The sequence below is a fragment of the Pseudaestuariivita atlantica genome (assembly GCF_001205715.1).
GTDB lineage: Bacteria > Pseudomonadota > Alphaproteobacteria > Rhodobacterales > Rhodobacteraceae > Pseudaestuariivita > Pseudaestuariivita atlantica.
In genome coordinates, this window is record NZ_AQQZ01000002.1 from 537,267 (window position 1) to 562,187 (window position 24,921).

Below are 24,921 nucleotides of genomic sequence, written 5' to 3' on the forward strand. Positions count from 1 at the left end.
TGTCAGCTGGCGCTGGCCCGAGGTGTTCGCGCGCCGTGGCAATAGGCCTCGATCGCGCCGACGACGCCAAGGTCACGAACGGCGATCACGGCATCGGCAAAGGCCGCGCGGAACTCGGGGTTCTGCGCGAGGGGGCCATAGATGTCGTCCATCTGCAGCCAGACCATCGGATCGGATTGGGCGGCACGCGCCTGCGGTTGCAGGCGGTCCCACATCGGGTCGTTCGGTTCGATGGTGGTGCCGTCCTCGCGCGTGCCGACGCAATAGCGCGCCCAGAGCGCCTCGACCAAGGCGAGGCCGGGCGCGGGCTGGCCCGAGGCGAGCCGGTCGCGCAGCGACGGCAGCAGGAAGCCGGGATGGCGGGAACTGCCATCGAAGGCCACGCGCCGGGTTGTATCGACGATGCGCGGGTTCAGGAAACGCGCGCGGATCAGGTCGAGGTAGGCCTCGGGCGTAAAGCCGGGCACGGGCGCGACCTGCGGCAGGATCTCTTCCGCCTCGACCTTGTCGAACAGCGCGCCGATGGTGGGATCGGCGGTCGCATCCGAAATCGTGCCGACCGACAGCAGCTCACCCGCATTGGCGACGATCTGGTGACCGCCGTTCAGGATGCGCAGCTTCATCGCTTCGAAGACGTGGACATCGTCCGTCATGATCGCGCCGACCTTGTCCCATGCGGGTCGCCCGGCGCAGAACTTGTCCTCGATCACCCAGTGCCGGAACGCTTCATGCGTGACGGGCGCCTTGTCGTCGATGCCGAGGCCGTGCACGAGGTCAAGCTCGGTCGGGCCGGTGGCGGGCACGATGCAGTCGACCATCGAATTGGGGAAGGAGCAGGAGCGGTCGATCCACTTGGCCAGCGCCGGGTCGGTGGCCTGGGCCAGCGTCACCACGGCATTGCGCAGGATGTCCCCGTTATTCTGCAGGTTGTCGCAGCTGAGAAGCGTGATCGGGCCGTGGCCCGCCGCGTGTCGCAGCCCCAGCGCCGCGACGATGGCGCCGAACACGGTGCGCGGCCGGTCCGGCGTGGCGATGTCGGCGCGCAGGTCGGCATGGTCGATGTCGAACCCGTGCGGGCCGTTGTAATACCCGCCTTCCGTGACCGTCATCGACACGATCCGGGTCGAGGGATCGGCGATCTGCGCGATCAGCGCGCCGTTGTCGGGCTCCACCGGCAGGTAGTCGATCATCGCGCCCGTCACCTCGACCGCCGTGCGGGCCGGGTCAAGCTCGATCAGCGTGGTCAGGCAATCCTGCGCCAGCAGCCGGTCGCGCATCGCGCTATCGTAGGGCCGCACGCCTGCGCCGATGATGGCCCAGTCCATCGCCTCGCCCGCCTGCATCAGGCGGTGCAGGTACCATGCCTGGTGGGCGCGGTGGAAATTGCCGAGGCCCACATGCACGATGCCGGGCGACAGCCTTGCGCGGTCGTAAGTGGGCACCAGCACGCCTTGCGGAAGCGCGCCCAGCGTCGAGAGGCGGAGGGGGATCAGCTCATCCATTGCCCACCGTCCACGTTGTAGGTCTGGGCGACGATATACTCGGCCTCGTCACTGGCAAGGAACACCGCCATGCCGGTCAGGTCCTCGGCGGTTCCCATCCGTCCGAAGGGCACGGCGGCGCCCACTTCGCGCTTTTTCTGGCCGGGGGCCTTGCCTTCGTACTTGGCGAAGAAGGCGTCGACGCCGTCCCAATGCTCGCCATCCACCACGCCCGGAGAGATCGCGTTCACGTTGATGCCGTGTTCGATCAGGTTGAGCCCTGCCGATTGCGTCAGCGAGATGATGGCGGCCTTGGTCGCGCAATAGACGGCGACCAGCGGCTCGCCCCGGCGCCCGGCCTGGCTGGCCATGTTGATGATGCGCCCGCCCTTTCCGCGGTCGATCATGTGGCGCGCGACGGCCTGCAGGGTGAACAGCGTGCCCGCGACGTTGATGTCGAAGGTGCGGTCGAAATCCGCGCGGTCGATTTCCACGATGGGCGCGGCGGTGAAGATCGCCGCGTTGTTGATCAGGATGTCGATCCCGCCGAAGGCATCGACCGTCTGCGCGACGGCGGCGTCGATGCTGGATTGCGAGGTCACGTCCATCTCGACCGCGATGGCGGCATCGCCCAGATCGGCGGCAGCGCCTCGCGCGCGGGCGATGTCGATATCCCCGATGGCGACGCGGGCGCCCTCGCGCACGTACGCCTCGGCAAAGGCCAGCCCGATGCCGCGCGCCGCGCCGGTGATCAGCGCCGTTTTGCCCGCCAGCCGCGTCATGCGATCCGCATTCCCTGCGCGTCGAACTTGTGGATGACATCCTCGCGCGGGGCGAGGTCGATCCGGTCGCCCGCGTTCAGTGAGACCTCGCCATCGGCGCGCACGGTGATGGTTTCGGCAAGGCCGGTGTCGTGCACGTGGAAGAACGTGTCCGATCCAAGGTGCTCTGACACGCCCACGACGCCTGACCATGCGCCGGACCCGTTCGCGACGGCGATATGTTCGGGCCGGATGCCGATTTCATGCGCGCCGTGCTTCGCGGCCTCGTCCCCGCCGATGAAATTCATCTTGGGCGAGCCGATGAAGCCGGCGACGAACCGGTTGCGCGGCGTGCGATAAAGTTCCAGCGGCGACCCGACCTGCTCGATCACGCCCGCCTGCAACACGACGATCTTGTCGGCCATTGTCATGGCCTCGACCTGGTCGTGGGTGACGTAGATCATCGTGGTCTTCAGCCGCTGGTGCAGTTCGCCGATCTCCAGCCGCATCCCCACGCGCAGCGCCGCGTCGAGGTTCGACAGCGGTTCGTCGAACAGGAACGCCGAGGGTTCGCGCACGATGGCGCGGCCGATGGCGACCCGCTGGCGCTGGCCGCCCGACAATTGCCCCGGCTTCTTGTCGAGATAATCGGCAAGATTGAGGATGCCTGCCGCCTGTTCCACCCGCTGGTTCATTTCGGATTGCGACATCTTGGCCATCCGCAGCGGGAAGGCGATGTTCTTGCGCACCGTCATGTGCGGGTAGAGCGCGTAGGACTGGAACACCATCGCCAGCCCGCGTTTCGAGGGCGAGACCTGAGTGACGTCCTCGTCATCGATGATGACCTTGCCCGAGGTGGCATCCTCCAACCCCGCGATCAGGCGCAAGAGGGTGGACTTGCCACAGCCCGAGGGGCCGACGAACACGGCAAACTCGCCGTCCTCGATGGTCAGGTCGAGAGGTGGGATGACCTCGGTCTCGCCGAAGCTTTTCGACACCTTGTCCAGTACGATGCGTCCCATGGTCGTTTCCTATTTCACGGCGCCGAAGGTCAGGCCTTGGACGAGTTGTTTTTGACAGAACCAGCCCAGCACGACGATGGGCCCGACCGCCGCAGTCGACACCGCCGACAGGCGGCCGAAGAACAGGCCCTCGGGCGCGCGGTTGCCCTCGATCAGCTTTGACAGGGTCGCGGCTTCGGTGGTGGTCAGCCGGACGGTCCAGTAAGCCTCGTTCCAGCAGAAGATGAAGGTGAGCAGCGCGGTCGACGCGATGCCGCCCCAGGCCAGCGGGATCAGGATCTCGCGGATCTCGCCCCAGGTGGTGACGCCGTCCATCTTGCCCGCTTCGATGATCTCTTTCGGGATTTCCTTGAAGTAGGTGAACAGCATCCAGATCACGATCGGCAGGTTGATCAGGCACAGGACGAGGATAATCAGGAAATGCGTGTCGAAGATGCCGAGGAAGTTCTTGGTCAGGAACGTCATCGGGTAGAGCACCGCGGCGGCGGGCAGCATCTTGGTCGACAGCATCCACATCAGCACGTCCTTGGTCGCGCGGCTGGGATTGAACGCCATCGCATAGGCGCAGGGGATGCCCACGAACAGCGCGAAGACGGTGGCAAAGACCGAGGTGATGACCGAGTTGATGGCGAAGCGCCAGTAATCGTAGTTCTCGGTCATGTTCAGGTAGTTCTCCAGCGTCGGGCTGAAGAAGAACAGGTATTCGGGCTTCACCGCGTCCGCGTCGGTCTTGAAGCTGGTCAGGACCATCCAGAAGATCGGGAAGAAGAAGATCAGCCCGACCACCCAGGCCACGACGGGCCATGCGATGGAGGAGAAACGGGAGTGTTGTGCGACGATTGCCATGGTGTGGGCCTCCCTATTCCATCAGCGTCTTGCCGATCATCCGCAGCAGGAAGATCGCGACGATATTGGCGAGAATGACGGCGAAGATGCCGGTGGCACTGGCCGCGCCGATATTGTTGTTGGCGAACTCGCCGATCAGGTAGGGCAGGTTCTTGTTGCCGTTGCCGCGGCTGACGATCTCGATCTCGGCATAGAGCGACAGGTGGAAGATGGCCTGGATCATCACCACGATGGCGATGGGTCGACCGAGGTGCGGCAGGGTCAGGAAGCGGAACTGCGACCACGCGCCCGCACCGTCAAGGATCGCCGCCTCTTTCTGCTGCTGGTCCTCGGATTGCAGCGAGGTCATGAAGATCAGGACCGCGAAGGGCGTCCATTGCCACGTCACCATGATGATGACGGCATATGCCGAGGTCTGGGTCGCGCGGAACGAGATCGGTTCAAGCTGCGGCCAGAGAGAGAAGAACCATCCCACGCCCGGCGCGGTCTGCAGCGACACGATCAGCTGGTTGATCCCGTCCACCGCAAGGCCCTGCAGGCCAAGGACGGGATCGAGGATCATGTTGATCCACAACACCGCGTTGACCGCGGGCATCACGAAGAAGGGCGAGATCAGCAGCACCCGCACGATCCCGCGTCCGGGGAAGGCACGGTTGATCAGGACGGCGATCAGGATACCCAGCGTCACCGTGAGGATGATGATGCTGCCGACGATCAGCAGCGAGTTCTGGATCGCCAACCAGAAATCCTTGTTGTTCCAGACGAATTCGTAATTGCCGAACCCGCGCCAGTTGCTGGGCAGCGGCTTGGTCCATTCCGGGCGGCGCAGGTTGTTCAGCACGTAGCGGATGAACGAGAAGTAGAGCGTCATCGACAGCGGCACGAGCATCCAGATCAGAAGCAGGATCACCGCGGGGGCTTGCAGTAGGCGGGGCAACTTTCTGTCGGACATGGCTCGAGTGCTCCTGCGCAGGACGATTGTCATCGCAGTTATCGGATGAAAAGGGGTCGGTTGTCATGCACCGGTGCGCCGGGTCGGGCAATCGACGGTGCGTCCGGGGGGTGGAAGGCCCGACACGCGGTCGGACCTTCCGGGAGGTTGGCCACTCAGTAGTAGCCGGCTTCCCTCATGATCGCGTCAGCGGCTTCCTGCGATGCAGCCAGCGCTTCCTCGACCGATTTCGCACCCGTCAGGGCAGCGGCCATTTCCTGGCCGAAGATCACGCCGATCTGCGGGAATTCCGGGATCGCCACGAACTGGACGCCGACATAGGGCTTCAGGTCAGTGGCTTCCGGAGCCGCCGAGTCGATCGCGGCCAGTTCGGCTTCGGCGAACTTGGCAACGGCCTGGAACTCGGGGATCTCGTAGGTCGATGCACGCTGACCGGTCGGGACCGAGCCCCAGCCGAAGTCGGGGTGGTTGCCCACGGCCTGCACGTAGTCTTTCGACGTGGCCCACTCGATGAACGCCTTGGCTTCTTCGGCGTTCGGCGTACCGGCCGGGATGGCCATTGCCCATGCCCACAGCCAGTTCGCGCCAACCGGGTTACCGGCATTGGGCGACTGTGCGTATGCGACGTTCGGGTTTTCCAGGAACGAGGCCGCGATGGTCGCGTCGATCCAGAGACCGCACTTGTCTTCGTTGTAAAGCGCGAGGATCTCGTTGAACGAGTTCCCTTCCGAACCCGGAGGGCCGTAGTTGCTCAGCAGGTCGACATAGAAGCTGACCGCCGCGTTCCACGCGACCGAGTCGAGGTCCGGCATCATGTTCTCGTCGAACCAGCGCGCGCCGAACGAGTTGGCCACGGTCGTGATGAACGCAGCGTTGTCGCCCCAGCCCGGCTTGCCGCGCAGGCAGGCACCGTAGACGCCGTTGTCGGGGTCGTGCATGGCCGCCGCGGCCTCTTTCACGTTCCACCAGCTTGCGTTGTCCGTGATCGAGACGCCCGCCGCATCGGCGAGGTCCTTGCGGTACATCACCATCGACGATTCACCGTAGAACGGTGCGGCATAGAGCGTGCCGTCATGCGACAGGCCGGCGCGCATCGCGGGCAGGATGTCTTCGACGTCATAATCGGCGCCGAATTCCAGCGGCTCGATCCAGCCGGCCGCGCCCCAGATGGGTGCTTCCTGCATGCCGATGTTGATGATGTCGTACTGGCCACCACCGGTTGCGGTGTCGGACGTGACCTGCTCGCGCAGGACGCCTTCTTCCAGCGCGACCCAGTTCAGCTTGACGCCGGTTTCCTCGGTGTAGGCTTCGGCGACCTTCTGCATGTTGATCATGTGGCCGTTGTTCACGATCGCGATCGTGAGCTCTTTCGCGTGGCCGTCGGCGTAGGCAGTGCCCGCCATGACCGCGAGCGTGCTTGCTGCACAAAGTGCATTCCTCAAATACATCCGATCCTCCCTAATCTCTGGATGTGATGCGCAACCCTAGGCGGCAGCTTGTCGCGGAGTCAAATAAAAATTTACGCGCGATAACTTTTATATCCGGAACCCCGTCAGGCCGATGCCCGCAGAACCAGTCGTGCCGGGAACAACGTCTCTTCGCGGGTGGGCAGGCTGCCCCCGTTTTCGATCAACAAAAACAGGCTGTCGACGCTGTGTTCGGCGACCCTTTCATAGTCATGCGCAGCGGTTGTCAGTGCCGGGCAGGTGAACTTTGAAAACGGGTGATCGTCGTTCGAGGCGACCCGCAAGACGCAGTCCGGGTTGCGCCCGACCTTCAGGCCACGCTCGTAACAGGCCGACAGGAATCCGATCGCCAGCCGGTCATTGCTGCACAGAATCGCATCCGTCGGCAGGCTGCCGTCTTCGAGAACCTTGTGCGCGCCGCGCCGCCCGATTTCCTCGAACGCCCAGCCCTCGCCGTCGATCTGGATCACCTTGGGGTCGAAGCCCAGCCGCGACATCATCTCGATATAGGCCGAGCGCCGCTTGTTCGCGTTCGGGTTGGCGGGTGTGCGCATCTCGAAGAAGGCGGGCGGGGCGCCGGTGCGCGTCATGTATTCGACGGTTTGCGAGACGAAGCTGAAATTGTCCGATCCCACGAATGCCGCGCCGATCCCTTCGAGGTTGCTGTCGAACAGCACCGTAGGCACGTCCTTGCAGAACCGTTCCAGCGCGCCCTTGCGGCTGGCGCGACCGAGAGGGGCAATTAGCACCCCCGCCGGTTTCAGAGACCGCAGGGTGTCGAGGATTTCGACCTCCAGTTCCGGATCGCCATGTGACGAGAACAGCGTGGGCCGATAGCCGCTGTCGATGCAGCGCTGTTCGATGTTGCGGGCGATTTCGGCAAAGAACGGGTCGGCGAGGTAGGGCACGACGATGCCGACATTCTTGGTCAGCTTCCGGTTCTGGTTCATCGCGAAGATGTTGGGGCGGTAATCGTACCGCTCTATCGCTTCCTCGATCTTCGCGCGAGTGGACTGGCGCACGCTTTGCGGATCGTTGAAATACTTGGAGATGGTCGGGCGCGAGATACCGCTCAGCGCCGCGAAATCCTCCATGTTCCTGATCTTGCCGTCACTCATTCTCGACTTCGTCACGTGCCTTTTCTGCCGGTTTGCACCAAGGGCGCAAAACTTTACCGAGTGGCAAGTTAAACTTTGGCGCGCGGAAATTCCATGCAAACTTTAGGAGCGTCCCGGCGTGGACGTCAAGGTGACATGACAGCCTGTTCCGATCACGTGACAGGGGGCGGGCTTGCCGGGGCGCGCAACTTGCGGCAAGCCTGCAGCACCAGCCCAAAGCGGAGCGCCAGACGCCATGACACTTCCCCGCAAGGACCTGTTCGATCTCCCCGAGGGCGTGATCTATCTCGACGGCAATTCGTTGGGTCCGGTCCCGCGGGGGATCGGCGACGTGGTGCAGCGGGTCCTGCACGACGAGTGGGGCACCGAACTGATCCGCGCGTGGAACAACGCGGGCTGGATGGAGGCGCCACAGCGGGTGGGTGACCGGATCGCGCCCCTGATCGGCGCGGCACCCGGCACGGTCGCCATGGGCGACACGCTGTCGATCAAGGTGTTCCAGGCGCTGGCGGCAGCGATCAAGATGCGGCCCGACCGGCGGGTGATCCTGTCGGATTCCGGCAATTTCCCGTCCGATCTTTACATGGCGCAGGGTCTTATCGGCCTTGTCGATGACGGCTGGTCGCTGCGCACGCCCGCGCCCGAAGACTTGGCGGAGGCGATCACCGAAGAGGTGGGGGTCGTGATGCTGACCCATGTCGATTACCGCACCGGGCGGCTGCATGACATGCAGGCGATCACGCAGGCCGCGCATGATGCGGGCGCCGTTATGATCTGGGACCTTGCCCACAGCGCGGGCGCGGTACCCGTCGCGCTGGACGCGTCGGCGTGCGAATTCGCGGTCGGCTGCACCTACAAGTACCTCAATGGCGGTCCGGGAGCGCCCGCCTTCATCTATGTCCGGCCGGACCTGATCGGCGACCTGGAACCGGCCCTGTCCGGCTGGCTTGGGCACGAGGCGCCTTTCGCGATGGAGCCGGCCTACCGCCCGGCGCTGTCCACCGAACGGATGCGCGTGGGCACGCCGCCGGTCGTGCAGATGGCCATGCTCGACCATGCGCTCGACGTCTGGGACGGCGTGACGATGGAGGAGGTCCGCGCGGCGTCAATGGCCCTGTCCGAGCGGTTCATTGCCGAGGTCGAAGCGCGCTGTCCCGACCTTGCGCTTGCCTCGCCGCGCGACCCTTCCAAGCGCGGGTCGCAGGTGTCCTTCGCGTATCCGGACGGCTACGCGGCGATGCAGGCCGTGATCGCACGGGGCGTGATCGGCGATTTCCGCGCGCCCGACATCATGCGCTTCGGCTTCACGCCGCTTTACCTTGACGAGGCGGACGTGATCGAGGCCGCGCGGATCGTGACGGACGTGGTCAACAGCGGCGTCTGGCGCGAGCCGCAATTCCAGGTGCGGTCGCGGGTGACCTGAGGGCGTTTTAAAAGACAGACCTGGACGGAACGCGGCTGGTGCGTCTTCAGCCGGCCTTCTTGTCCGCCGTGGCGCCGCCTGTCGGCATCAGCCCGTCGCGCAAGGCATCGCATTCCCGGAACACCTCGCGGATGCAGCCCTGGCAGATGCGGCGCTTGAAGTGATGCGTCATGGTGGCCACGACCGCCTCGGTCTTGGAATCGTGGATGTGGCCGGGGCCGAGTTCGTCGATGACGTGGAACCGCTCCAGCGACCGGTGCAGTTCGTGGGTGCCGGCCACGAGGTGGATCTCGCCCCCGGCGGCACGCACCGACCGGATGAGTTCGATCAGCATGTCCCCCGCCGCGAGGTCCAGCTTCCGTACGCTCTTGAGGTACAGCACCACGTTGACCTGTCGCGGGCGGGCGGCCATCGCGGACTTGATCGCGCGCGAGACGTTGTCGACCGATCCGAAATACAGCGCACCGGTGACGCGGATCACGACGACCTGCGGGCATTCGACCTGGTCCGTTGTCGTGACGTCGGCGAACTTGCGGTTACCGCCGACGGTCTGGACCGGGACGGTCACGGCAACCTCGGGATAGGCGGTTTCGTAGACGAAGACGCACAGCGAGGCGATCACGCCGACATAGATGGCGAAGTCCAGCTCGATCAGCAGCCCGGCGGCGAGCGTCAGGGCGAGGATCAGCGTCTCGGGGCGCGATGTCTCGATGATGTGGCGCAACTCCTCGATATCGATGAGGCGCCATGCGACGTACAGGATCAGCCCTGCCATGGCCGGGATCGGGATATAGCTGACATAGGGCGACACGAAGACCAGGATCACGGCGAGGAACGCGCTGGCGAAGATGCCGGACAGCGGGGTGACGGCCCCGGCGGCGGCGTTCACGCCCGACCGGGTGAAAGAGCCCGAACCCGCGTAGCATTGCGTCAGACCGCCCGCGACGTTCGACAGGCCCTGACCGATCATCTCCTGGTTGGCGTCGAACGGCTCCTTGCGACGCACCGCGAAGGAGCGACCGATCGAGATCGCCTCCAGCAGCCCGATCAGCGCGATCGCCAACGCGCCCGGTGCAAGGTTGATCACGTGGGCGAGGCTCGCTTCGGGCGGATCGAACCGGGGGAGGGCGGCAGGGAAGCTCGACACCATGGCAACGTCGTGATCCGCCGCCCCGATCAGCTGTGCAAGCCCGGCCCCCACAACCAGCGCGATCAGGAACCCCGGCAGGCGCGGTGCGAACCGGGCAAGGGTGATCAGCGTGACGAAGGTGGTGGCGGAAATGGCGACGGCGTAGGGATTGACCTCGATGAAGTGTTCGCCCAGCCGCAAAAGCCGTTCGATGACGTTGCCGCCCGGTTCGACATGCACGCCCAGTGCGCCGGCCAGCTGGCTGACGGCGATCAGCACGGCGGCGGCGGCCGTGAAGGCGGTAATGACCGAGTGCGACACGAAGGAAACCAGACCGCCCAGCCGGACCAGGCCCGCCGCCAGCTGGAACAGGCCGACAAGGATGGTCAGGATCAGCGCCAGCTGGATGTAATGCGCCGTGCCTGGAACGGCCATGTCCGCGAGCGTTGCGAACAGGACGGCCGAGATGGCCGTGGTCGGCCCCGACACCATCACCATCGACGATCCCCAAAGGGCCGCGACGACGGCGGTCACGATCGCGGTGTAAAGCCCGTATTGCGGCGGCAGCCCGGCAATGGTCGCGAAGGCGATTGCCTGGGGCAGCACGATAGCCGCATTCGTGAAACCCGCGAATGCGTCCGAACGCACGTTCGATGCTGTGATCTTGTGAGCCCAGTTCAGGGGCGGAAAGAAATCAGAGGGGCGCATGTCTCGACCAATCGTGGGTCCCGGAATGACCGGGAATCGGAGCATAGCTGAGCGCTGCCTTACGCCTCGGGAACCGGGATGGAAACCCCCGGTCTCGACTCCGTTGCCAGGAATATCCTCGTGCCGATGCAAACCGCGCCAATGCGGCGCGTCGATCCTGTTCTCAGGAGTTCTTCGCGCGTTCCGCTCCTTGCAGGATCGCTTCCCGCAGGCGGCGCTCCACGGCGCGTTGCTTGCTTTCGGAGTAGAATTTCAGCCCGAACATGTCCTTGACGTAGAACGTGTCGACCACCTGCTCGCCATAGGTAGCGACCACCGCCGAGAAGATGTTGATGTTCATGTCGGTCATGGTACGGGCGAGGTCGTACAGCAGGCCGGGGCGGTCGCGGGTGTCGACCTCGATCAGCGTGTAGATGTCGGATCCTTCATTGTCGAAGGTGATCGAGGTCGGGACCGAGAACGCCTTTTCGCGCTTTTTCATCACGTCGCGTGACTTGATCGCCTCGCGCGCCACGACTTCACCCGCCAGCGTCTTCTGGATCATACTGCGCAGGCGCGGCAGGCGGGACGCTTCGTAGGGTTTGCCCTCGATATCCTGCAGCCAGAAGGCGGCGGTGACGTATCCGTCCTTGGTGGTGAAGCTGCGCGCGTCGACGACGTTCGCGCCCACCAGCGCCAGCGCGCCGGCAAGCCGGGCGAAGATGCCGGGGTGGTCGGCCATGGCGAAGCAGGCGCGCGTCGCGTCGCGGTCGTCGTCCGGATGGATGTCGATCCTGATCTCGTCATCGCCAAGGTCATGCAGCAGCTTGGCGAAAGCCACGTGCGCGGTGACATGCAGGCCCTGCCAATAGGGGTCGTAATGGCGCGCGATCTCGGTCCGCAGGTCCTTGCCCGGCCAGTCCTGCAACGCCTCGCGCAGGTCGCGCTTGGCGTCGGCGCCGCGGTTTTCGCGGGTCAGCGCCTCCATCCCTTCTTCGAGCGCGCGCCGGGTCTGGCGATACAGCGCCCGGATGAGCGTTGCTTTCCAGTTGTTCCACGTGTTCGGCCCGACACCGCGGATGTCGCAGACCGTCAGCACGCATAACAGGTCGAGCCGTTTGACCGTCTGCACCGCCTTGGCGAAATCGCGCACGGTGCGGGGATCGGCGATGTCGCGCTTCTGCGCCATGTCCGACATCAGCAGGTGGTAGCGCACCAGCCATTCGACGGTTTCGCATTGCGCCTTGTTCAGGCCCAGCCGGGGCGCGACGGTGCGGGCGATCTGCGCGCCTAGCACCGCGTGATCCTGGTCCCGGCCCTTGCCGATGTCGTGGCACAGGAGCGCGACATAAAGCACCTTGCGGTCGACGCCTTCGGCGAGGATCGACGAGGCGACCGGCAGCTCCTCGACCAGTTCCTCGTGCTCGATCTGGGCGAGGGTGCGGATCGTCTGAATGGTGTGTTCGTCCACCGTGTAGTGGTGGTACATGTTGAACTGCATCATCGCGACGATGGGTTCGAATTCGGGGATGAAGGCGGCGAGCACACCCAGCTCGTTCATCCGCCGCAGCGCGCGCTCGGGGTTGCCGTATTTCAGAAGCAGGTTCAGGAACAGTTTCTGCGCGTCCTTGGAATTGCGCACCTCGTCATCGATCAGGTGCAGGTTGGCCGCAACGAGGCGCATCGCATCGGGGTGGATCAAGAGCCCGGTGCGCATCGCTTCCTCGAACAGGCGCAGAAGGTTGACCTTGTCCTGCAGAAAGGCGTCTGGATCGGTCAGGGCCAGTCGGTTGTTGACGACTTCGTATCCTGCGCGCAGGCGCGGCGGGCGTTTCTGGAACAGCCGGGTGAGCAGCGGGGCGTCCTTGGTCTGGTCCGCTTCCAGCGCGGTCAGCACGATGCGGGTCAACTCGCCGACGCGGGTGGCGTGCAGGAAATAGTCCTGCATGAAATGCTCCACCGCGCGGCGCCCGCCGGTATCAAGGTATCCCATGCGGTCCGCCACCTCGACCTGCATGTCGAAGGTCAGTTGCTCGGTCGCGCGGCCCGCGACGAGGTGCAAGTGGCAGCGGGTGGCCCAGAGAAAGCTGTGCGCGCGTTCGAAGGTTGCGTATTCGTCGGGTCGGAACACGCCAAGCTGCACGAGGTTCCGCGTGTCGTCGGTCTTGTGCACGTACTTGGTGATCCAGAAGAGCGATTGCAGGTCGCGCAGCCCACCCTTGCCTTCCTTGAGGTTCGGCTCGACGAGGTAGCGCTGGCCGCCATGGCGTTGCAGCCGCGTGGCGCGTTCGGCCAGCTTGGCGGCGACGAATTCGCGCTCGGTGCCGCTGAACAGCTCGGACCAAAGGCGTTCTGTCAGCTCCTTCGACAGGGCCGCGTCGCCGGTGATGTGGCGGCATTCCAGCATCGCCGTCCGGATCGTGAAATCCTCGGTGCCGAGCCGCAGGCAGTCCCGCACGGTGCGGCTGGAATGGCCGACCTTCAGGCGCAGGTCCCACAGGATGTAGAGCATCGTCTCGATCACGCTTTCCGCGCGGGCGGTGATCTTCCACGGTGTCAGGAACAGCAGGTCGACGTCGGAATAGGGCGCCATTTCGCCCCGGCCATAGCCGCCGACGGCGATCACCGACAGGCGTTCGTTGTCCGAGGGCAGGGGCAGGGGGTGGATCAGTTCGGTCGCGACGCGCCATGCGACGCGCACAAGGCCGTCGGTCAGCCACGCGTAGGACCGCACGGCGGCTTCGGCGGCGAACGGGCGCGCGGCCAGTTCGGCAGCGATGCGGTCGCGCGCGGCCTTACGGTCGGCGTTCAGCCGCGCGACGGTCGCGGTGCGCGTGTCGCTGTCCGAGGCCTGTTGTGCGGCGTCGCGGATCGCGGCAAACGCGGCGTCAGCGTCAAAAAGGTCAAGCCCCGAACAGACGAGGCTGTCCGGGGCGTCGACTTTCAGGTCCTGGGCGGTGTCAGGAGCCGCCAAAGCTGCGCGGAGCCGGGTCGATGACGACGAGAGCGTTGTTGGTCACCCGCGCGATGGCGAGGCCGCGTTCGGTCGTGCCATCGGGCAGCAGGCGGAAGATGCCGGCGGCTCCTTCAAAGCCCTGCCGGCGGGTCAGTCCCGCGGTGGTCAGCGCATTGCTCTTGCCGGCGGCAATCAGCGTGCCGATCGCGGCCATGCCGTCATAGGCACCGGCGGCAAGATTGTGCGGCGAAGACCCGTAAGCCGCCTGGTACCGCGACCGGAAGCCCGCGGACCGGCCCGGATCGGGCACCGTGAACCAGCCGCCCTGCAGGCTGGGAAGCGTCAACACCTGGCTGATGTTCCAGTTCGTCAGGCCGACATACTGCCCGCCGCCCGGCGGCAGCGTTCCGGCAAGGAAGCCGAGCGATCCCGCGGCCTCGGCCGTGATCAGCAGCGTGTCGGCGCCGGTTTCCGTCATCGCGGCGGCGGCTTGCGTGCCTGCGGCCGTGGCCGCGGCGGGGTTGAACTCGTAGGCCACCGTCCGAGTGATGGTCACGCCGTTGCGCGTGGCGGCCTTGGCAAAGGCGTCGCGGCCGGTGGTGCCGCTCACGTTGTTCTGGTGAACGATCACGGCCGATTTCTTGCCCTGCCGCGCGGCGTAGGACAGCAGGCGGTTGGCGGTGTTGCCAAATGTCGTGCTCAGCACGAAGACGTTGCCGCCCGCGATCGAGGCGTTGTTGCTGAGCGACAGGACAACCACGTTTTCGTCGGCCACGGCATTGCCTGCCGCGTTGGCGGCTTCCGCGAAAAGCGGGCCGATGATGATCTTGGCGCCGCCGTCGACGGCGGCCTGTGCCTGTGCGGCTGCCGTGGCGGGCTTGCCCGCGGTGTCATAGACGCGCAGGTCGATATTGGCCTTGTCGCCAAGGTCCGCGATGGCGAGGCGCACGGCGTTTTCCATGCTGCGCGCGACCGGGCCGCCCGCGGCGTCGCTTTTCGGCAGCAGCAGCGCGACAGGAACACGTGCGCCGGGGTCGATCTTTTGCCCGCCCGTGCCGGGCAGCGGGTTCGAGACAAGGGAGGCGTCGCAGGCCGACAGGGCCAGAAGCGCAAGCCCGGCAAAACCGCACCGCAACGCATTGCGGCTTTTGCTGAAAAACGTGACCATGCTACTCTCACTCCTTCGCCCGGGCAGCTCTTTTCGGTGCGGGCGCGATCATAGTCGAGATGCGGGAAGGGTCCAGTAGCGAAAATGGACAAAGGCGATCTTCAGCCGGGATTGTATCTGATCTCGACGCCAATCGGGAATGCGCGCGACATCACCCTGCGCGCGATGGATACGCTTGCCGGGGCGGATGTGCTTGCCGCGGAGGACACCCGCACGCTGCGCCGGTTGATGGAAATCCACGGCATCGCACTGAACGGTCGCAAGATCGTCGCCTACCACGATCACAACGCGCAATCCGCGCGACCGGGCCTGATGAAGGCGCTGGCCGAGGGCCGGTCGGTGGCCTACGCCTCCGATGCCGGCACGCCGCTCGTTGCCGATCCCGGTTTCGGCCTCGTGCGGTCGGCGCGGGAAGAAGGGTACTCGGTGACCGCCGTGCCGGGCGCGTCCGCCGCGCTGGCCGCCCTGACGGTCGCAGGCCTGCCGACCGACCGCTTCCTGTTCCAGGGGTTCCTGCCCGCGAAATCCGGCGCCCGCCGCGCCGTTCTGACCGATCTGTCCGCGATCCACGCCACGCTCGTCATCTACGAATCGCCCCACCGCATCGCGGCAACGCTGGATGACGCGGTGACGGTGCTAGGGCCGGATCGTCAGGCCGCGCTGTGCCGGGAACTGACCAAGAAGTTCGAGGAAACGCGGCTCGGGTCGCTCGCGGACCTCGCCCGATCGGTTGCGGACGATCCACCCCGTGGCGAGATCGTCCTCCTCATCGAGCCGGCACCCGACACCGCGCCGGAACCGGGTGACGTGGATGACGACATTAGGGAATTGTTAGGCTCCATGACGCTAAAAGAAGCCGTGGCGCGGGTCGCCGGGATGCACGGGCTGAAACGCCGCGACGTCTATCAACGGGCCCTTGCCCTGCGTGATGATGCGGAGTGACGGAGAGCGGCGATGAGCTGGATGCGACATCTGGACGGCAGTCGAACGGCGCGGCAATTGCGCGGCGCCAACGCGTATCATGCAGGGCGGCATGCCGAGGCGGCGGTCACGCGCGTCTATGAACGGCGCGGGTGCGGTGTGGCCGAACACCGCTGGACGGGTCAGGGCGGCGAGATCGACCTGATCGTGCGGGACGGCCCAGCGACCGTCTTCGTCGAGGTCAAGCGCGGTCGTGACCTTGGCAGCGCCGCGACACATCTGCGGCCGCGCCAGATGGCGCGGATCGCCGCTGCAGCCGGTGAATACCTCGACACGCTGCCCGACGGTTCGCTGTCCGAGGCGCGGTTCGACGTGGCGCTGGTCGACGAATATGGCGGGGTCGCCATCGTGGAGAATGCGTTCGGCTGCGCCTGATCCGTTGCACCCGTTCCAAGGATGTCCCATGTAGGTCGGAACTTGCTGACCGGAGGTGACATGCGCGTCGCGTTTCAGATGGACCCGATCGAGACGGTGGATATCTCCGCCGACAGTACCTTTCGACTGGCCGAAGAGGCGCAGGTGCGCGGGCACGAGCTGTTTGTCTATGAACCCAATGCACTTGCCTACGAGGAAGGCCGCATCACCGCGCGCGGACGCGACCTGAAGGTGCAGCGCGTACAGGGCGATCACGCGCAGATGGGCGATGTCAGGACGGTCGACCTCGGCCGTGACATGGATGTGGTCTGGCTGCGCCAGGATCCGCCGTTCGATATGCATTACATCACGACGACCCATCTCCTCGACCGGCTCGAAGGCGAGGCGCTGGTGGTCAATGCGCCGTTCTGGGTGCGCAATGCGCCCGAGAAGCTGTTCATCCTCGACTTCCCGCAGCTCATGCCGGCGACCACGATCACCCGCGACCTCGACGTGCTGCGCGCGTTCAAGGAGGCGCATGGCGACGTCATCGTGAAGCCGTTGTACGGCAATGGCGGTGCGGGCGTGTTCAGGCTTGGCGCGGACGACCGCAACCTCGCATCGCTATACGAGCTGTTCACCGCGACCAGCCGCGAGCCTCTCATCATCCAGAAATTCCTGCCCGACGTGTCCAAGGGCGACAAGCGCGTGATCCTTGTCGACGGTGAGCCCGTCGGCGCGATCAACCGCGTGCCCGCGAAGGGCGAGACGCGGTCCAACATGCATGTCGGCGGACGACCCGAGAAGGTGGACCTGACCGAACGCGACAGGGAAATCTGCGCCACGATCGGGCCGCGTTTGAAGGAGATGGGGCAGGTTTTCGTCGGGATCGACGTGATCGGCCATTATTTGACCGAGATCAACGTGACCTCCCCCACCGGCATCCAGGAGCTTGAACGGTTCGACGGGATCAACGTGGCGGAGAAGATCTGGCAGGCGGTCGAGGCGCGGGCCGCGGGCTGACGCTCAGGACGCGCCGACCCTGAAGGCAAGCGCCTCGGCGATATGGGTGCGGGTCACCTTGTCTGCCTCGGCCAGGTCGGCGATCGTGCGCGCGACGCGCAGCACCCGGTGATAGCCGCGCGCGGTCAGGCCGAACCGTTCGGCAGCCCGCAACAACAGGTCCTTGCCGTCCACATCCGGTTTCGCGTGCCGGTCCAGCACCTCGCCCTGCATGTCGGCATTGCTGCGCGCACCGGGCACGTCCGCGAAGCGCGTGGTCTGGCGCGCGCGGGCCGCGACGACGCGGGCGCGGACATCCTCCGACCCCTCGCGCGGTGGCGGCAGGTCGAGATCGGTGAACTGCACCGGCGGCACGTCCACGCGCAGGTCGAACCGGTCCATCAGCGGGCCGGACACCCGGCCAAGGTAATCCTCTCCGCAGATCGGCGCGCGGTTGCAGGCGCGGCCGGGATCGGTCAGGTGCCCGCATTTGCAGGGATTGGCCGCCGCCACCAGCATGAAGCGGCAGGGATAGCTGACATGGGCATTGGCGCGGGCGACCATGACGGTGCCGTTCTCGATCGGCTGGCGCAGCGTCTCCAGCACCATGCGCGAGAATTCCGGCAATTCGTCGAAGAAGAGCACCCCGTTATGGGCGAGCGAGATCTCTCCGGGCTTGGCCCCGCGCCCACCGCCGACGATGGCCGCCATCGATGCGGTGTGATGCGGTTCGCGGAACGGACGCGCGCGCGAAATCCCGCCATCGGTCAGCAGACCCGACAGGGAATGCACCATCGACGTCTCCAGCGCCTCGGCCGGGGACAGGTCGGGCAGGATGCCGGGAAGGCGGGCGGCCAGCATCGACTTTCCCGAACCGGGCGGGCCGACGAGCAGCAGGTGGTGCCGCCCAGCGGCGGCGATTTCCAGCGCCCGCTTGGCGCGTTCCTGCCCGCGCACATCGCGCAGGTCGGGGCCGCCGGGGGCAGGTGTGACATCGCCTGGTTCGGATGGGGCAAGCGGTGACTGGCCGGTGAAGTGGCGGATCACGTCGGCGAGGTTTTCCGCGCCGATGACCTGCGCCGCGCCGACCCATGCGGCCTCCGCCCCGGAGGCGCGGGGGCATAACAGCGCGCGGTCATTCTCGGCGGCAGCCATGGCGGCGGGCAGGGCGCCGATCACCGGCACAAGCGCCCCGTCGAGGGACAACTCACCAAGCGCCACGATGCCTTCGACCGCGTCGGTCGGGATGATGTCGAGCGCCGCAAGGAGACCCAGCGCGATGGGCAGGTCGAAATGCGATCCTTCCTTGGGCAGATCGGCCGGTGACAGGTTGATCGTGATCCGTTTCGACGGAAGCGCGATCGACAGGGCACTCAGCGCCGCGCGGACCCGGTCCCGCGCCTCGCTCACCGCCTTGTCGGGCAGGCCGACGATGGAAAAGGCCGGCAGGCCCGGCGTGACGGCGCATTGCACCTCGACCCCGCGCGCCTCGACCCCTTCGAACGCAACCGTGTAGGCATGCGCAACCATGACCGGCCCCCTGTACCACTGAAGACAAGGTTAACGGTGCAAGTCTTTAAGAAGTCTTAACTCCGGATCAGGCGGTCTCGGCACCGTAGCCGAGCGGTTCGGTCACCTGCTCGCGCTCTGCCTCGCCGTGTTCGGCGAGGAACCGTTCCGCTTCGAGCGCGGCCATGCAGCCCATCCCGGCGCTGGTGACGGCTTGGCGGTACTTGTGGTCGGTCAAATCGCCCGCCGCGAAGACACCGGGGATCGACGTTTCGGTCGAATCGGGCTTGGTCACGACGTAGCCGCCCATATGCGTTTCCAGTACGTCCTTCACCAGTTCGTTGGCCGGCGCGTGACCGATGGCGACGAAAAAGCCCTTGCAGGGAATGTCGGTGATCTCGCCCGTCTTGGTGTGCTTCACCTTCACGCCCTCGACGCCCAAGGGCGCGTCGGTGCCATAGACTTCGACCACCTCGTGGAACCACATCGGTTCGATCTTGGGGTTCTTGAACAGACGGTCCTGCAGGATTGCTTCGGCGCGCAACTCGTCCCGGCGGTGGACCAGCGTGACCTTCGAGGCGAAGTTGGTCAGGAACAGCGCCTCTTCCACTGCGGTGTTGCCGCCGCCGACCACGACGATCTCCTGCCCGCGATAGAAGAACCCGTCACAGGTGGCACAGGCGGACACGCCGAAGCCCTTGAACTTCTCCTCGCTTTCCAGCCCCAGCCACTTGGCGCGCGCCCCGGTGGCGAGGATGATCGCGTCCGCGACATAAACGGTGCCGCTGTCGGACTGGCAGACGAAGGGGCGCTTGGAGAAATCGATGGAGGTGATGATGTCGCCGATGATCTCGCATCCCATCGCCTTGGCGTGGGCTTCCATCCGCCGCATCAGGTCGGGACCCTGCACCTCGGTATCGCCGGGCCAGTTTTCGACCTCGGTCGTGGTGGTCAGCTGGCCGCCGGGTTCGATTCCCTGCACCAGAACGGGTTCCAGCATGGCGCGGCTGGCATAGACGCCCGCAGTATACCCGGCGGGACCGGAGCCCACGATCAGCACCTTGGTGGTCTTCGTCTCGCCCATGTCGCGTCCCTCCTGGCCTTGGCTTTAGGGATATACGAAAGCCCGCGGGCGGGGGAAAGTGCGGATCGCGCAGGCGTGACCCATGCGAGCATTCGACAAGATTGTTGCGCAGTTGCGAAACATTATTGCGCGTTTGAATGCTGTCCTGTAACTCTCGGCTGTCGCCAACTCAGATAGGGTGAATTATGCCCCAGCACCGGCTCGATCCGATCGACCGCAAGATATTGTCGGAATTGCAGGCCGACGGCCGCATGACCAACGTCGAACTGGCCAAACGCGTGGGCATCAGCGCGCCGCCCTGCCTGCGTCGCGTGCGCACGCTGGAAGAGCAGGGGTATATCCGGGGCTACCATGCCGACGTGGACCCGCGCGAACTTGGATTCGAGGTGCAGGTCTTCGCGATGGTGGGGCTGCAGCGGCAGGCCGAGGCCGATCTGACCGCGTTCGAGGACCGCTGCCGCGCCTGGCCACTTGTGCGCGAGTGTCACATGCTGAACGGCGAGGTGGATTTCATCCTGAAATGCGTGGCACCCGACCTGTCGACCTTCCAGACTTTCCTGACCTCGGAATTGCTGACGGCGGACAATGTCGGGTCGGTCAAGACGTCGCTGGTGATCCGTGGTGCGAAAGACGACCCCGGCGTGCCGTTCGACGTGCTGGAAGAACGGCTGAGCCGGACGGCCTGACCGTCCGTCAGGCCGCGTCCAGATCGTCTTCCGCGTCGGTGCGCGGATAGATCAGCGGGCCGAAATCCGACAATTCGCGGATATGCGGGAACATCGACAGGTACAGCGAGCGCGTGTTGAAACCCAGCCTGTCGGTTGTGTTCCGACCGGGGTGGTAGGTTTCGACAGCGATGCCGTCCGCTTCGATGATCGCGTGGCGGCGCGTGGCGATATGATAGAGGCGCACCGGAGAAGGCGGGGTGACCTCGATCACGCTGGTGCCGTCGACGCGGCCCCGGATGTCCACCAGCACCGAACCGCCTCCGCCCTGCTGCGGCTGGAGAACCCGCGCGCCGGGACCGAGGAGAAGGTTGTGCATGGGCCGGGCAAGACCGAACGTGTCGGGCATGATCCGTACCAGGCGTGACAGCGCGCCATCCACTTCGGGCATGTTGGGCGCCAGAAGCGTCGACCCGATCCAGAGGATCGCGGCCGGATCGGCATCCTGCACGTCAAGGTAATCGCCGGGCAGCAGGTCTTCGACGGGCACGGGGCCGGCAACAGTGTTGATCAGCGCGCCATGTGCGAAGGCCGACGACGTCGCGGTGAACAGCGAGGTGGCGGGCGCGACGTGATGCGTGCGTCGGATCGAGAGGTCGGGGAGCAAAGAGGCGACCTCGTACTTGCGCATGAGAGGCGGCGTGCGCTGAGGTCGCCCGTCTTGCCGAGCAATCCGGCCGTCGGTGGCCGGGGAGACTGGTAAAAGGGCACCACGGGTGCCGAAGTCGAGGTTAGCCATGCGAATACCCATTCTCGGGTGTCACATCCGCGCCGGCCCCCACCGACAACGACAGAAGGACGGGTCCCTTCTTTGCCTTTCCATGGTCACAAATTGCCTGAAAGCGGGGTCATAAGTCAAAGATCGGGGGACATTCGACGCGGGTTGCGCGCCAAAGATCGGCGCGCGGCGGAATTGTTGAATATCGTGAAACGAGTTCGCCACATTCCGATTCGGACACCGCCCTGAAACAGGGTCAGTCGTGTCGGGAACGGGTGGAAAGGTGCGGCGGCAGACGCCACGCATGCAAAAGCCGCCCCGGCGAGGGCGGCTTTCAGAACTTTCGGATGTGAAGGGCGATCAAGCCGTTTTCAGCTTGGGCGCCTTGCGGTCCGCGATGAAGGCTGCGCGGCGTGCGCCACGTTCCCACGGCATTTGCGTCTTCGTTTCAGCCGCGGTTGCGATGGCCGATTTGATGAAGCGGGTGCTCAGTTTCATGTGTCCGTCTCCGTCGGTGCCCGGCATCCGGGCGTGATATTCGATTGAAGACAGGATGGCCCCGGTTTGCGGCGTCCGAAGGGCGCAAACGAAATTTGTTGAAACTTTCTGGGCAGGCCCGTGATTGGAATGGGGCAGCGCGGCCCCAATGTTCAAATTATTGATAATGTTGAATTAAACTTGAAATCAGGTAGCGTTTTCGCCCGTGGCGGGCGATTCCGCGTCCGATTGGGGCGGAATACGCGCAGGTCCTGCCACATTCCTGCCGGGATCAGAGCCGGATGGCCGAGATCAGGCGCCCGTAATCGGCCTCGTTGCGGTGGGTCGCGCGGCGGTAGGAGAAGAATCGATCCGGATCGGCATAGGTGCAATGCCGGGTCCATTCGGCATGGCCAATCCCCAGCGCGCGCAGGCGGCCAAGCCCGTATCCCGGCAGGTCGAACATCACCCGGTCGCCCTCGCCACCTGCGAAGTAGCGCCCGTTTTCGGGATCCTCGTCGAGGAACCGGTCAAGGAATTCCGGCCCGACCTCGTAATTCGCCTGGCTGATCGAGGGGCCGATGACCGCCGTGATCCGGTCGCGCCGGGCGCCAAGGGCCTCCATCGCCGCGACCGTGGCATCCAGCACGCCGCCCACGGCACCTTTCCATCCCGCATGGGCCGCGCCGACGACCCCGGTCTCGCCATCGGCGAACAGGACCGGCTGGCAATCGGCGGTCAGTATGCCCAGCGCGATGCCCGGCGTGGCGGTGACCATCGCGTCCGCCTTGGGCCGGTCGCTGCGTGGTTCGGATACGGTCAGCACCTCGGCCGAGTGGTACTGGTGGACCGAGACAAGCGCGTCCGGTGCGACCTCCAGCGCCTCGGCGGCGCGGGTGCGGTTGGTGCGCACCGCCTCTGTCTGGTCGTCGGACCCGAAACCGCAATTCAGCCCGGTATAGATGCCCGAGGACGCGCCGCCGCGCCGGGTGAAGAACCCGTGGCGCACGGAACCGAGCGCGTCGGACGTCAGGATCTCAAGGGTCATCGGCGAATCCGGGCAGCGGGTGCGGGGCGATGCCCAGCACCTTGAACAGCGTCCCCATTTCATCGGGATGCGTCAACCGTCTGTGTGCGGCCACGTGCGCGGCGCGCGCCTGTCCGGTCAGCCGTGTGGCCAGCGCCTCGGCCCGCGCGGTGATGCCCAGCCGTTCGAGGAAAAGGCCCTGCGGCGTCAGGCGCGAATGCCAGAGACCTGCCTTTTTGGCAGCATCGGCCAGCGGTTCGAAATCGACATGTGCGGTCAGGTCGGCCGCGCCCGGCGCGTCGAACGGATCGACCGGCGCGCCCTGTGACATCGCCTGAAAGGTATTCCCGACCGATCGCCAGTCCCCGTAATCCACGATCAGCGCCGCGCCGCCTTGCGCCGCGATCCGGGCCGCGACCGCGCCCGCGACCGCCACCGCCGGTGCGTTCCATTCGACGAGATCGCCCGGCCGCGTATCCGCCAGCCGGTGGTCGAGCGCGGCCACGGGGATTGCCGGGGCGAGACCCGGACGCAGGTCCGGCCCGACCTGCACCTCCCGCCAGCCGTTCGGATCGCGCTGGAACTGGCGGATCGGCAGCGCGTCGAAAAACTCGTTGGCCACGAGGTAGAGCGGCGCGTCGGCTGGAAGCGTGTCGATCGTGTCGTGCCACGTTGCGTCGGGCACGCGCGCGGCCTGTTCGGCGCGCAGGGTCGGGGACAGCTCGACAAGGTGAACCTCGGCGGCGTCCGACAGGCCGGGAACCTGCGCCATCGCCCGGCGCATGTCGGCCATCAATGTCCCGCGCCCCGGACCAAGCTCTGCCAGAAGGAGGCGGGATGGGCGGCCCTGATCGATCCATGCCTGCGCCAGCGCAAGCCCCAGCAATTCGCCGAACATCTGGCTGATCTCCGGCGCGGTGATGAAATCCCGGCCCAGCGGGTCGCGGGTCGTGTAATACCCCTCTTCGGGGTCGGTCAGGCAGGCCGTCATGTAGGCGGCAATGGTCATGGGGCCATCGGCCTCGATCCGCGCGATCAGCCGGTCGCGGAGGGTCATGCGGTCTGGGCAGGGCGCCGGAGGGCGGCACGAACGAGGAGCGCGCCGACAAGGATCATGGGCAGTGACAGGACCTGTCCCTGTGTCAGCCCGTACCCCCCGACATGCAGCGCCAGTCCAAGCGGGTTGCCGTCCGACACGAACTGGATGTCGGGTTGCCGCACGAACTCGACAAGGAACCGTGCCGCGCCATAGCCGACAAAGAAGACGCCGGTGGCGAGCCATGGGCGAAAGAACGCGCGCCGCCGCCATGCAAGCCAGAGAAGGACCGCGCCGAGGATCAACCCTTCGAGCGCCGCCTCGTAGAGTTGCGACGGGTGGCGCGCGCAAGCTCCCGCGACCTGGCCGCAGGCCTGTGCCAGCTGGCCCGGAAAGATCACGCCCCAGGGCAGGTCCGTGGGGCGGCCCCACAATTCGGCATTGATGAAATTTGCCAGCCGTCCCAGCAACAGCCCCGGCGGCGTGGCCATCGCGATCAGGTCGCAGGCCGGGGCCAGCGGCACCTTCTGCGCCCGGCAATAAAGCCAGATCGCCACGCCGACGCCGAGGAATCCCCCGTGAAAGGACATCCCGCCCTCCCACAGCATCAGGATCTCGACCGGGTTCTGCAGGTAGTAGAACGGGCGATAGAACAGCACGAAGCCAAGGCGACCGCCAAGGATCACGCCAAGGATGATGTAGGTCAGTAGGTCCTCGACCTGCGTGGGCGTCATGGGCGCGCGCCCGCCGGGCCAGAGCCGGGGCGTCTTGACCGCCATCGCGGCAAGCCGCCAGCCGATGATGATCCCCACGATGTAGGCGAGGGCGTACCAACGCAGAGCGAATTCGATCCCGAAAACCGAGATGGAGAAGATTTCCGGGGCGATGGGCGGGAAAGGGATAGCGGCCTGCATGCTGCTGTCTTGCCCCTGCTTCCGTGCGGGGTCAACCTTGTGAACCCGCGCTTTGCGGCCCATATATGCCCAAACGCAGAACCGG

General features: G+C 65.7%; 22 protein-coding genes. 5 read left to right on the forward strand and 17 right to left on the reverse strand.

From position 1 onward, the window contains the following. Positions 1–2: 2 nt before the first annotated feature. The 7 genes from ATO11_RS06130 to ATO11_RS06160 form a co-directional block, all read right to left on the reverse strand. Positions 3–1,502: a mannitol dehydrogenase family protein gene (locus ATO11_RS06130; protein ID WP_050529934.1), complete on the reverse strand. Its 1,500-nt coding sequence runs from the start codon at positions 1,500–1,502 to the stop codon at positions 3–5. Next, positions 1,490–2,263, reverse strand: coding sequence for an L-iditol 2-dehydrogenase (locus ATO11_RS06135; protein ID WP_050529935.1), 774 nt, complete (start codon positions 2,261–2,263; stop codon positions 1,490–1,492). The genes ATO11_RS06130 and ATO11_RS06135 overlap by 13 nt, the downstream gene beginning before the upstream one ends. Then, entirely contained in the window at positions 2,260–3,264 is a 1,005-nt protein-coding gene (locus ATO11_RS06140) for an ABC transporter ATP-binding protein (protein WP_050529936.1), read from the reverse strand. The genes ATO11_RS06135 and ATO11_RS06140 overlap by 4 nt, the downstream gene beginning before the upstream one ends. A 9-nt stretch (positions 3,265–3,273) precedes the next feature. Continuing rightward, the gene (locus ATO11_RS06145) at positions 3,274–4,110 is read right to left on the reverse strand and encodes a carbohydrate ABC transporter permease (protein ID WP_050529937.1); all 837 of its coding nucleotides are present in this window, start codon (positions 4,108–4,110) and stop codon (positions 3,274–3,276) included. 13 nt (positions 4,111–4,123) lie between these two features. Continuing rightward, on the reverse strand, positions 4,124–5,062 hold the full coding sequence (locus ATO11_RS06150; protein WP_050529938.1) for a carbohydrate ABC transporter permease: 939 nt from the start codon (positions 5,060–5,062) through the stop codon (positions 4,124–4,126). A 155-nt stretch (positions 5,063–5,217) separates the two neighbouring features. Continuing rightward, positions 5,218–6,510, reverse strand: coding sequence for an ABC transporter substrate-binding protein (locus ATO11_RS06155; protein ID WP_207382943.1), 1,293 nt, complete (start codon positions 6,508–6,510; stop codon positions 5,218–5,220). Between the two features lie 104 nt (positions 6,511–6,614). Beyond that, entirely contained in the window at positions 6,615–7,646 is a 1,032-nt protein-coding gene (locus ATO11_RS06160; protein WP_050529940.1) for a LacI family DNA-binding transcriptional regulator, read from the reverse strand. Between the two features lie 235 nt (positions 7,647–7,881). Here ATO11_RS06160 and kynU point away from each other — a divergent pair, with 235 nt between their 5' ends. After that, complete coding sequence (gene kynU, locus ATO11_RS06165) at positions 7,882–9,069, forward strand: kynureninase (RefSeq protein ID WP_050529941.1); 1,188 nt, start codon at positions 7,882–7,884, stop codon at positions 9,067–9,069. Between the two features lie 46 nt (positions 9,070–9,115). Here kynU and ATO11_RS06170 read toward each other — a convergent pair whose 3' ends face one another. The 3 genes from ATO11_RS06170 to ATO11_RS06180 form a co-directional block, all read right to left on the reverse strand. Beyond that, positions 9,116–10,951 (reverse strand): SulP family inorganic anion transporter, encoded by a 1,836-nt coding sequence (locus ATO11_RS06170; RefSeq protein ID WP_423212701.1) that lies wholly within the window; start codon positions 10,949–10,951, stop codon positions 9,116–9,118. A gap of 118 nt (positions 10,952–11,069) precedes the next feature. After that, a complete protein-coding gene (locus ATO11_RS06175) occupies positions 11,070–13,859 on the reverse strand; it encodes a [protein-PII] uridylyltransferase (RefSeq protein WP_242601365.1) in 2,790 nt (929 codons plus the stop codon). Beyond that, the gene (locus ATO11_RS06180) at positions 13,846–15,009 is read right to left on the reverse strand and encodes a penicillin-binding protein activator (RefSeq protein ID WP_050529943.1); all 1,164 of its coding nucleotides are present in this window, start codon (positions 15,007–15,009) and stop codon (positions 13,846–13,848) included. The genes ATO11_RS06175 and ATO11_RS06180 overlap by 14 nt, the downstream gene beginning before the upstream one ends. A gap of 84 nt (positions 15,010–15,093) precedes the next feature. Here ATO11_RS06180 and rsmI point away from each other — a divergent pair, with 84 nt between their 5' ends. Genes rsmI through gshB form a run of 3 tightly spaced genes read left to right on the forward strand, consistent with a single transcriptional unit; the run spans position 15,094 to position 17,367 of the window. Further along, positions 15,094–15,951 (forward strand): 16S rRNA (cytidine(1402)-2'-O)-methyltransferase, encoded by an 858-nt coding sequence (rsmI, locus tag ATO11_RS06185; protein ID WP_050529944.1) that lies wholly within the window; start codon positions 15,094–15,096, stop codon positions 15,949–15,951. Between the two features lie 12 nt (positions 15,952–15,963). Further along, positions 15,964–16,365, forward strand: a complete 402-nt coding sequence (locus tag ATO11_RS06190; protein WP_242601366.1) for a YraN family protein — start codon at positions 15,964–15,966, stop codon at positions 16,363–16,365. Positions 16,366–16,425: 60 nt separating this feature from the next. Further along, positions 16,426–17,367 (forward strand): glutathione synthase, encoded by a 942-nt coding sequence (gene gshB / locus ATO11_RS06195; protein ID WP_050529945.1) that lies wholly within the window; start codon positions 16,426–16,428, stop codon positions 17,365–17,367. Between the two features lie 3 nt (positions 17,368–17,370). On the opposite strand, the gene ATO11_RS06200 is transcribed toward gshB, so the two are convergent. Both ATO11_RS06200 and trxB read right to left on the reverse strand, forming a co-directional pair. After that, positions 17,371–18,876, reverse strand: a complete 1,506-nt coding sequence (locus ATO11_RS06200) for a YifB family Mg chelatase-like AAA ATPase (RefSeq protein ID WP_050529946.1) — start codon at positions 18,874–18,876, stop codon at positions 17,371–17,373. 67 nt (positions 18,877–18,943) lie between these two features. Beyond that, entirely contained in the window at positions 18,944–19,939 is a 996-nt protein-coding gene (gene trxB, locus ATO11_RS06205; protein ID WP_050529947.1) for a thioredoxin-disulfide reductase, read from the reverse strand. A 185-nt stretch (positions 19,940–20,124) separates the two neighbouring features. On the opposite strand from trxB, the gene ATO11_RS06210 reads away from it, so the two are divergent. Continuing rightward, a complete protein-coding gene (locus ATO11_RS06210; RefSeq protein ID WP_050529948.1) occupies positions 20,125–20,625 on the forward strand; it encodes an Lrp/AsnC family transcriptional regulator in 501 nt (166 codons plus the stop codon). Positions 20,626–20,632: 7 nt separating this feature from the next. Here the strand turns inward: ATO11_RS06210 and ATO11_RS06215 are convergent, their stop codons facing one another. The 5 genes from ATO11_RS06215 to lgt all read right to left on the reverse strand — a co-directional run bounded on the left by ATO11_RS06215 (position 20,633) and on the right by lgt (position 24,836). Further along, positions 20,633–21,295, reverse strand: coding sequence for a Hint domain-containing protein (locus tag ATO11_RS06215; RefSeq protein WP_050529949.1), 663 nt, complete (start codon positions 21,293–21,295; stop codon positions 20,633–20,635). A 447-nt stretch (positions 21,296–21,742) separates the two neighbouring features. Continuing rightward, the gene (locus tag ATO11_RS22095) at positions 21,743–21,880 is read right to left on the reverse strand and encodes a hypothetical protein (protein WP_165586937.1); all 138 of its coding nucleotides are present in this window, start codon (positions 21,878–21,880) and stop codon (positions 21,743–21,745) included. A gap of 271 nt (positions 21,881–22,151) precedes the next feature. Then, the gene (gene pgeF, locus ATO11_RS06220) at positions 22,152–22,907 is read right to left on the reverse strand and encodes a peptidoglycan editing factor PgeF (protein ID WP_050529950.1); all 756 of its coding nucleotides are present in this window, start codon (positions 22,905–22,907) and stop codon (positions 22,152–22,154) included. Next, positions 22,897–23,943, reverse strand: a complete 1,047-nt coding sequence (locus ATO11_RS06225; protein WP_050529951.1) for a class I SAM-dependent methyltransferase — start codon at positions 23,941–23,943, stop codon at positions 22,897–22,899. Before ATO11_RS06225 ends, pgeF begins: the two co-directional genes overlap by 11 nt. After that, on the reverse strand, positions 23,940–24,836 hold the full coding sequence (lgt, locus tag ATO11_RS06230; RefSeq protein WP_050530066.1) for a prolipoprotein diacylglyceryl transferase: 897 nt from the start codon (positions 24,834–24,836) through the stop codon (positions 23,940–23,942). The genes ATO11_RS06225 and lgt overlap by 4 nt, the downstream gene beginning before the upstream one ends. Between the last annotated feature and the right edge of the window lie 85 nt (positions 24,837–24,921).

Excerpts from the sequence above, each read along its gene's own strand:
- ATO11_RS06130 (WP_050529934.1), bottom strand. The coding sequence starts at position 1,502 with ATGGATGAGCTGATCCCCCTCCGCCTCTCGACGCTGGGCGCGCTTCCG.
- ATO11_RS06135 (WP_050529935.1), bottom strand. The coding sequence starts at position 2,263 with ATGACGCGGCTGGCGGGCAAAACGGCGCTGATCACCGGCGCGGCGCGC.
- ATO11_RS06140 (WP_050529936.1), bottom strand. The coding sequence starts at position 3,264 with ATGGGACGCATCGTACTGGACAAGGTGTCGAAAAGCTTCGGCGAGACC.
- ATO11_RS06145 (WP_050529937.1), bottom strand. The coding sequence starts at position 4,110 with ATGGCAATCGTCGCACAACACTCCCGTTTCTCCTCCATCGCATGGCCC.
- ATO11_RS06150 (WP_050529938.1), bottom strand. The coding sequence starts at position 5,062 with ATGTCCGACAGAAAGTTGCCCCGCCTACTGCAAGCCCCCGCGGTGATC.
- ATO11_RS06155 (WP_207382943.1), bottom strand. The coding sequence starts at position 6,510 with ATGTATTTGAGGAATGCACTTTGTGCAGCAAGCACGCTCGCGGTCATG.
- ATO11_RS06160 (WP_050529940.1), bottom strand. The coding sequence starts at position 7,646 with ATGAGTGACGGCAAGATCAGGAACATGGAGGATTTCGCGGCGCTGAGC.
- kynU (WP_050529941.1), top strand. The coding sequence starts at position 7,882 with ATGACACTTCCCCGCAAGGACCTGTTCGATCTCCCCGAGGGCGTGATC.
- ATO11_RS06170 (WP_423212701.1), bottom strand. The coding sequence starts at position 10,951 with ATGCTCCGATTCCCGGTCATTCCGGGACCCACGATTGGTCGAGACATG.
- ATO11_RS06180 (WP_050529943.1), bottom strand. The coding sequence starts at position 15,009 with ATGGTCACGTTTTTCAGCAAAAGCCGCAATGCGTTGCGGTGCGGTTTT.
- rsmI (WP_050529944.1), top strand. The coding sequence starts at position 15,094 with ATGGACAAAGGCGATCTTCAGCCGGGATTGTATCTGATCTCGACGCCA.
- ATO11_RS06190 (WP_242601366.1), top strand. The coding sequence starts at position 15,964 with ATGAGCTGGATGCGACATCTGGACGGCAGTCGAACGGCGCGGCAATTG.
- gshB (WP_050529945.1), top strand. The coding sequence starts at position 16,426 with ATGCGCGTCGCGTTTCAGATGGACCCGATCGAGACGGTGGATATCTCC.
- ATO11_RS06200 (WP_050529946.1), bottom strand. The coding sequence starts at position 18,876 with ATGGTTGCGCATGCCTACACGGTTGCGTTCGAAGGGGTCGAGGCGCGC.
- trxB (WP_050529947.1), bottom strand. The coding sequence starts at position 19,939 with ATGGGCGAGACGAAGACCACCAAGGTGCTGATCGTGGGCTCCGGTCCC.
- ATO11_RS06210 (WP_050529948.1), top strand. The coding sequence starts at position 20,125 with ATGCCCCAGCACCGGCTCGATCCGATCGACCGCAAGATATTGTCGGAA.
- ATO11_RS06215 (WP_050529949.1), bottom strand. The coding sequence starts at position 21,295 with ATGCGCAAGTACGAGGTCGCCTCTTTGCTCCCCGACCTCTCGATCCGA.
- ATO11_RS22095 (WP_165586937.1), bottom strand. The coding sequence starts at position 21,880 with ATGAAACTGAGCACCCGCTTCATCAAATCGGCCATCGCAACCGCGGCT.
- pgeF (WP_050529950.1), bottom strand. The coding sequence starts at position 22,907 with ATGACCCTTGAGATCCTGACGTCCGACGCGCTCGGTTCCGTGCGCCAC.
- ATO11_RS06225 (WP_050529951.1), bottom strand. The coding sequence starts at position 23,943 with ATGACCCTCCGCGACCGGCTGATCGCGCGGATCGAGGCCGATGGCCCC.
- lgt (WP_050530066.1), bottom strand. The coding sequence starts at position 24,836 with ATGCAGGCCGCTATCCCTTTCCCGCCCATCGCCCCGGAAATCTTCTCC.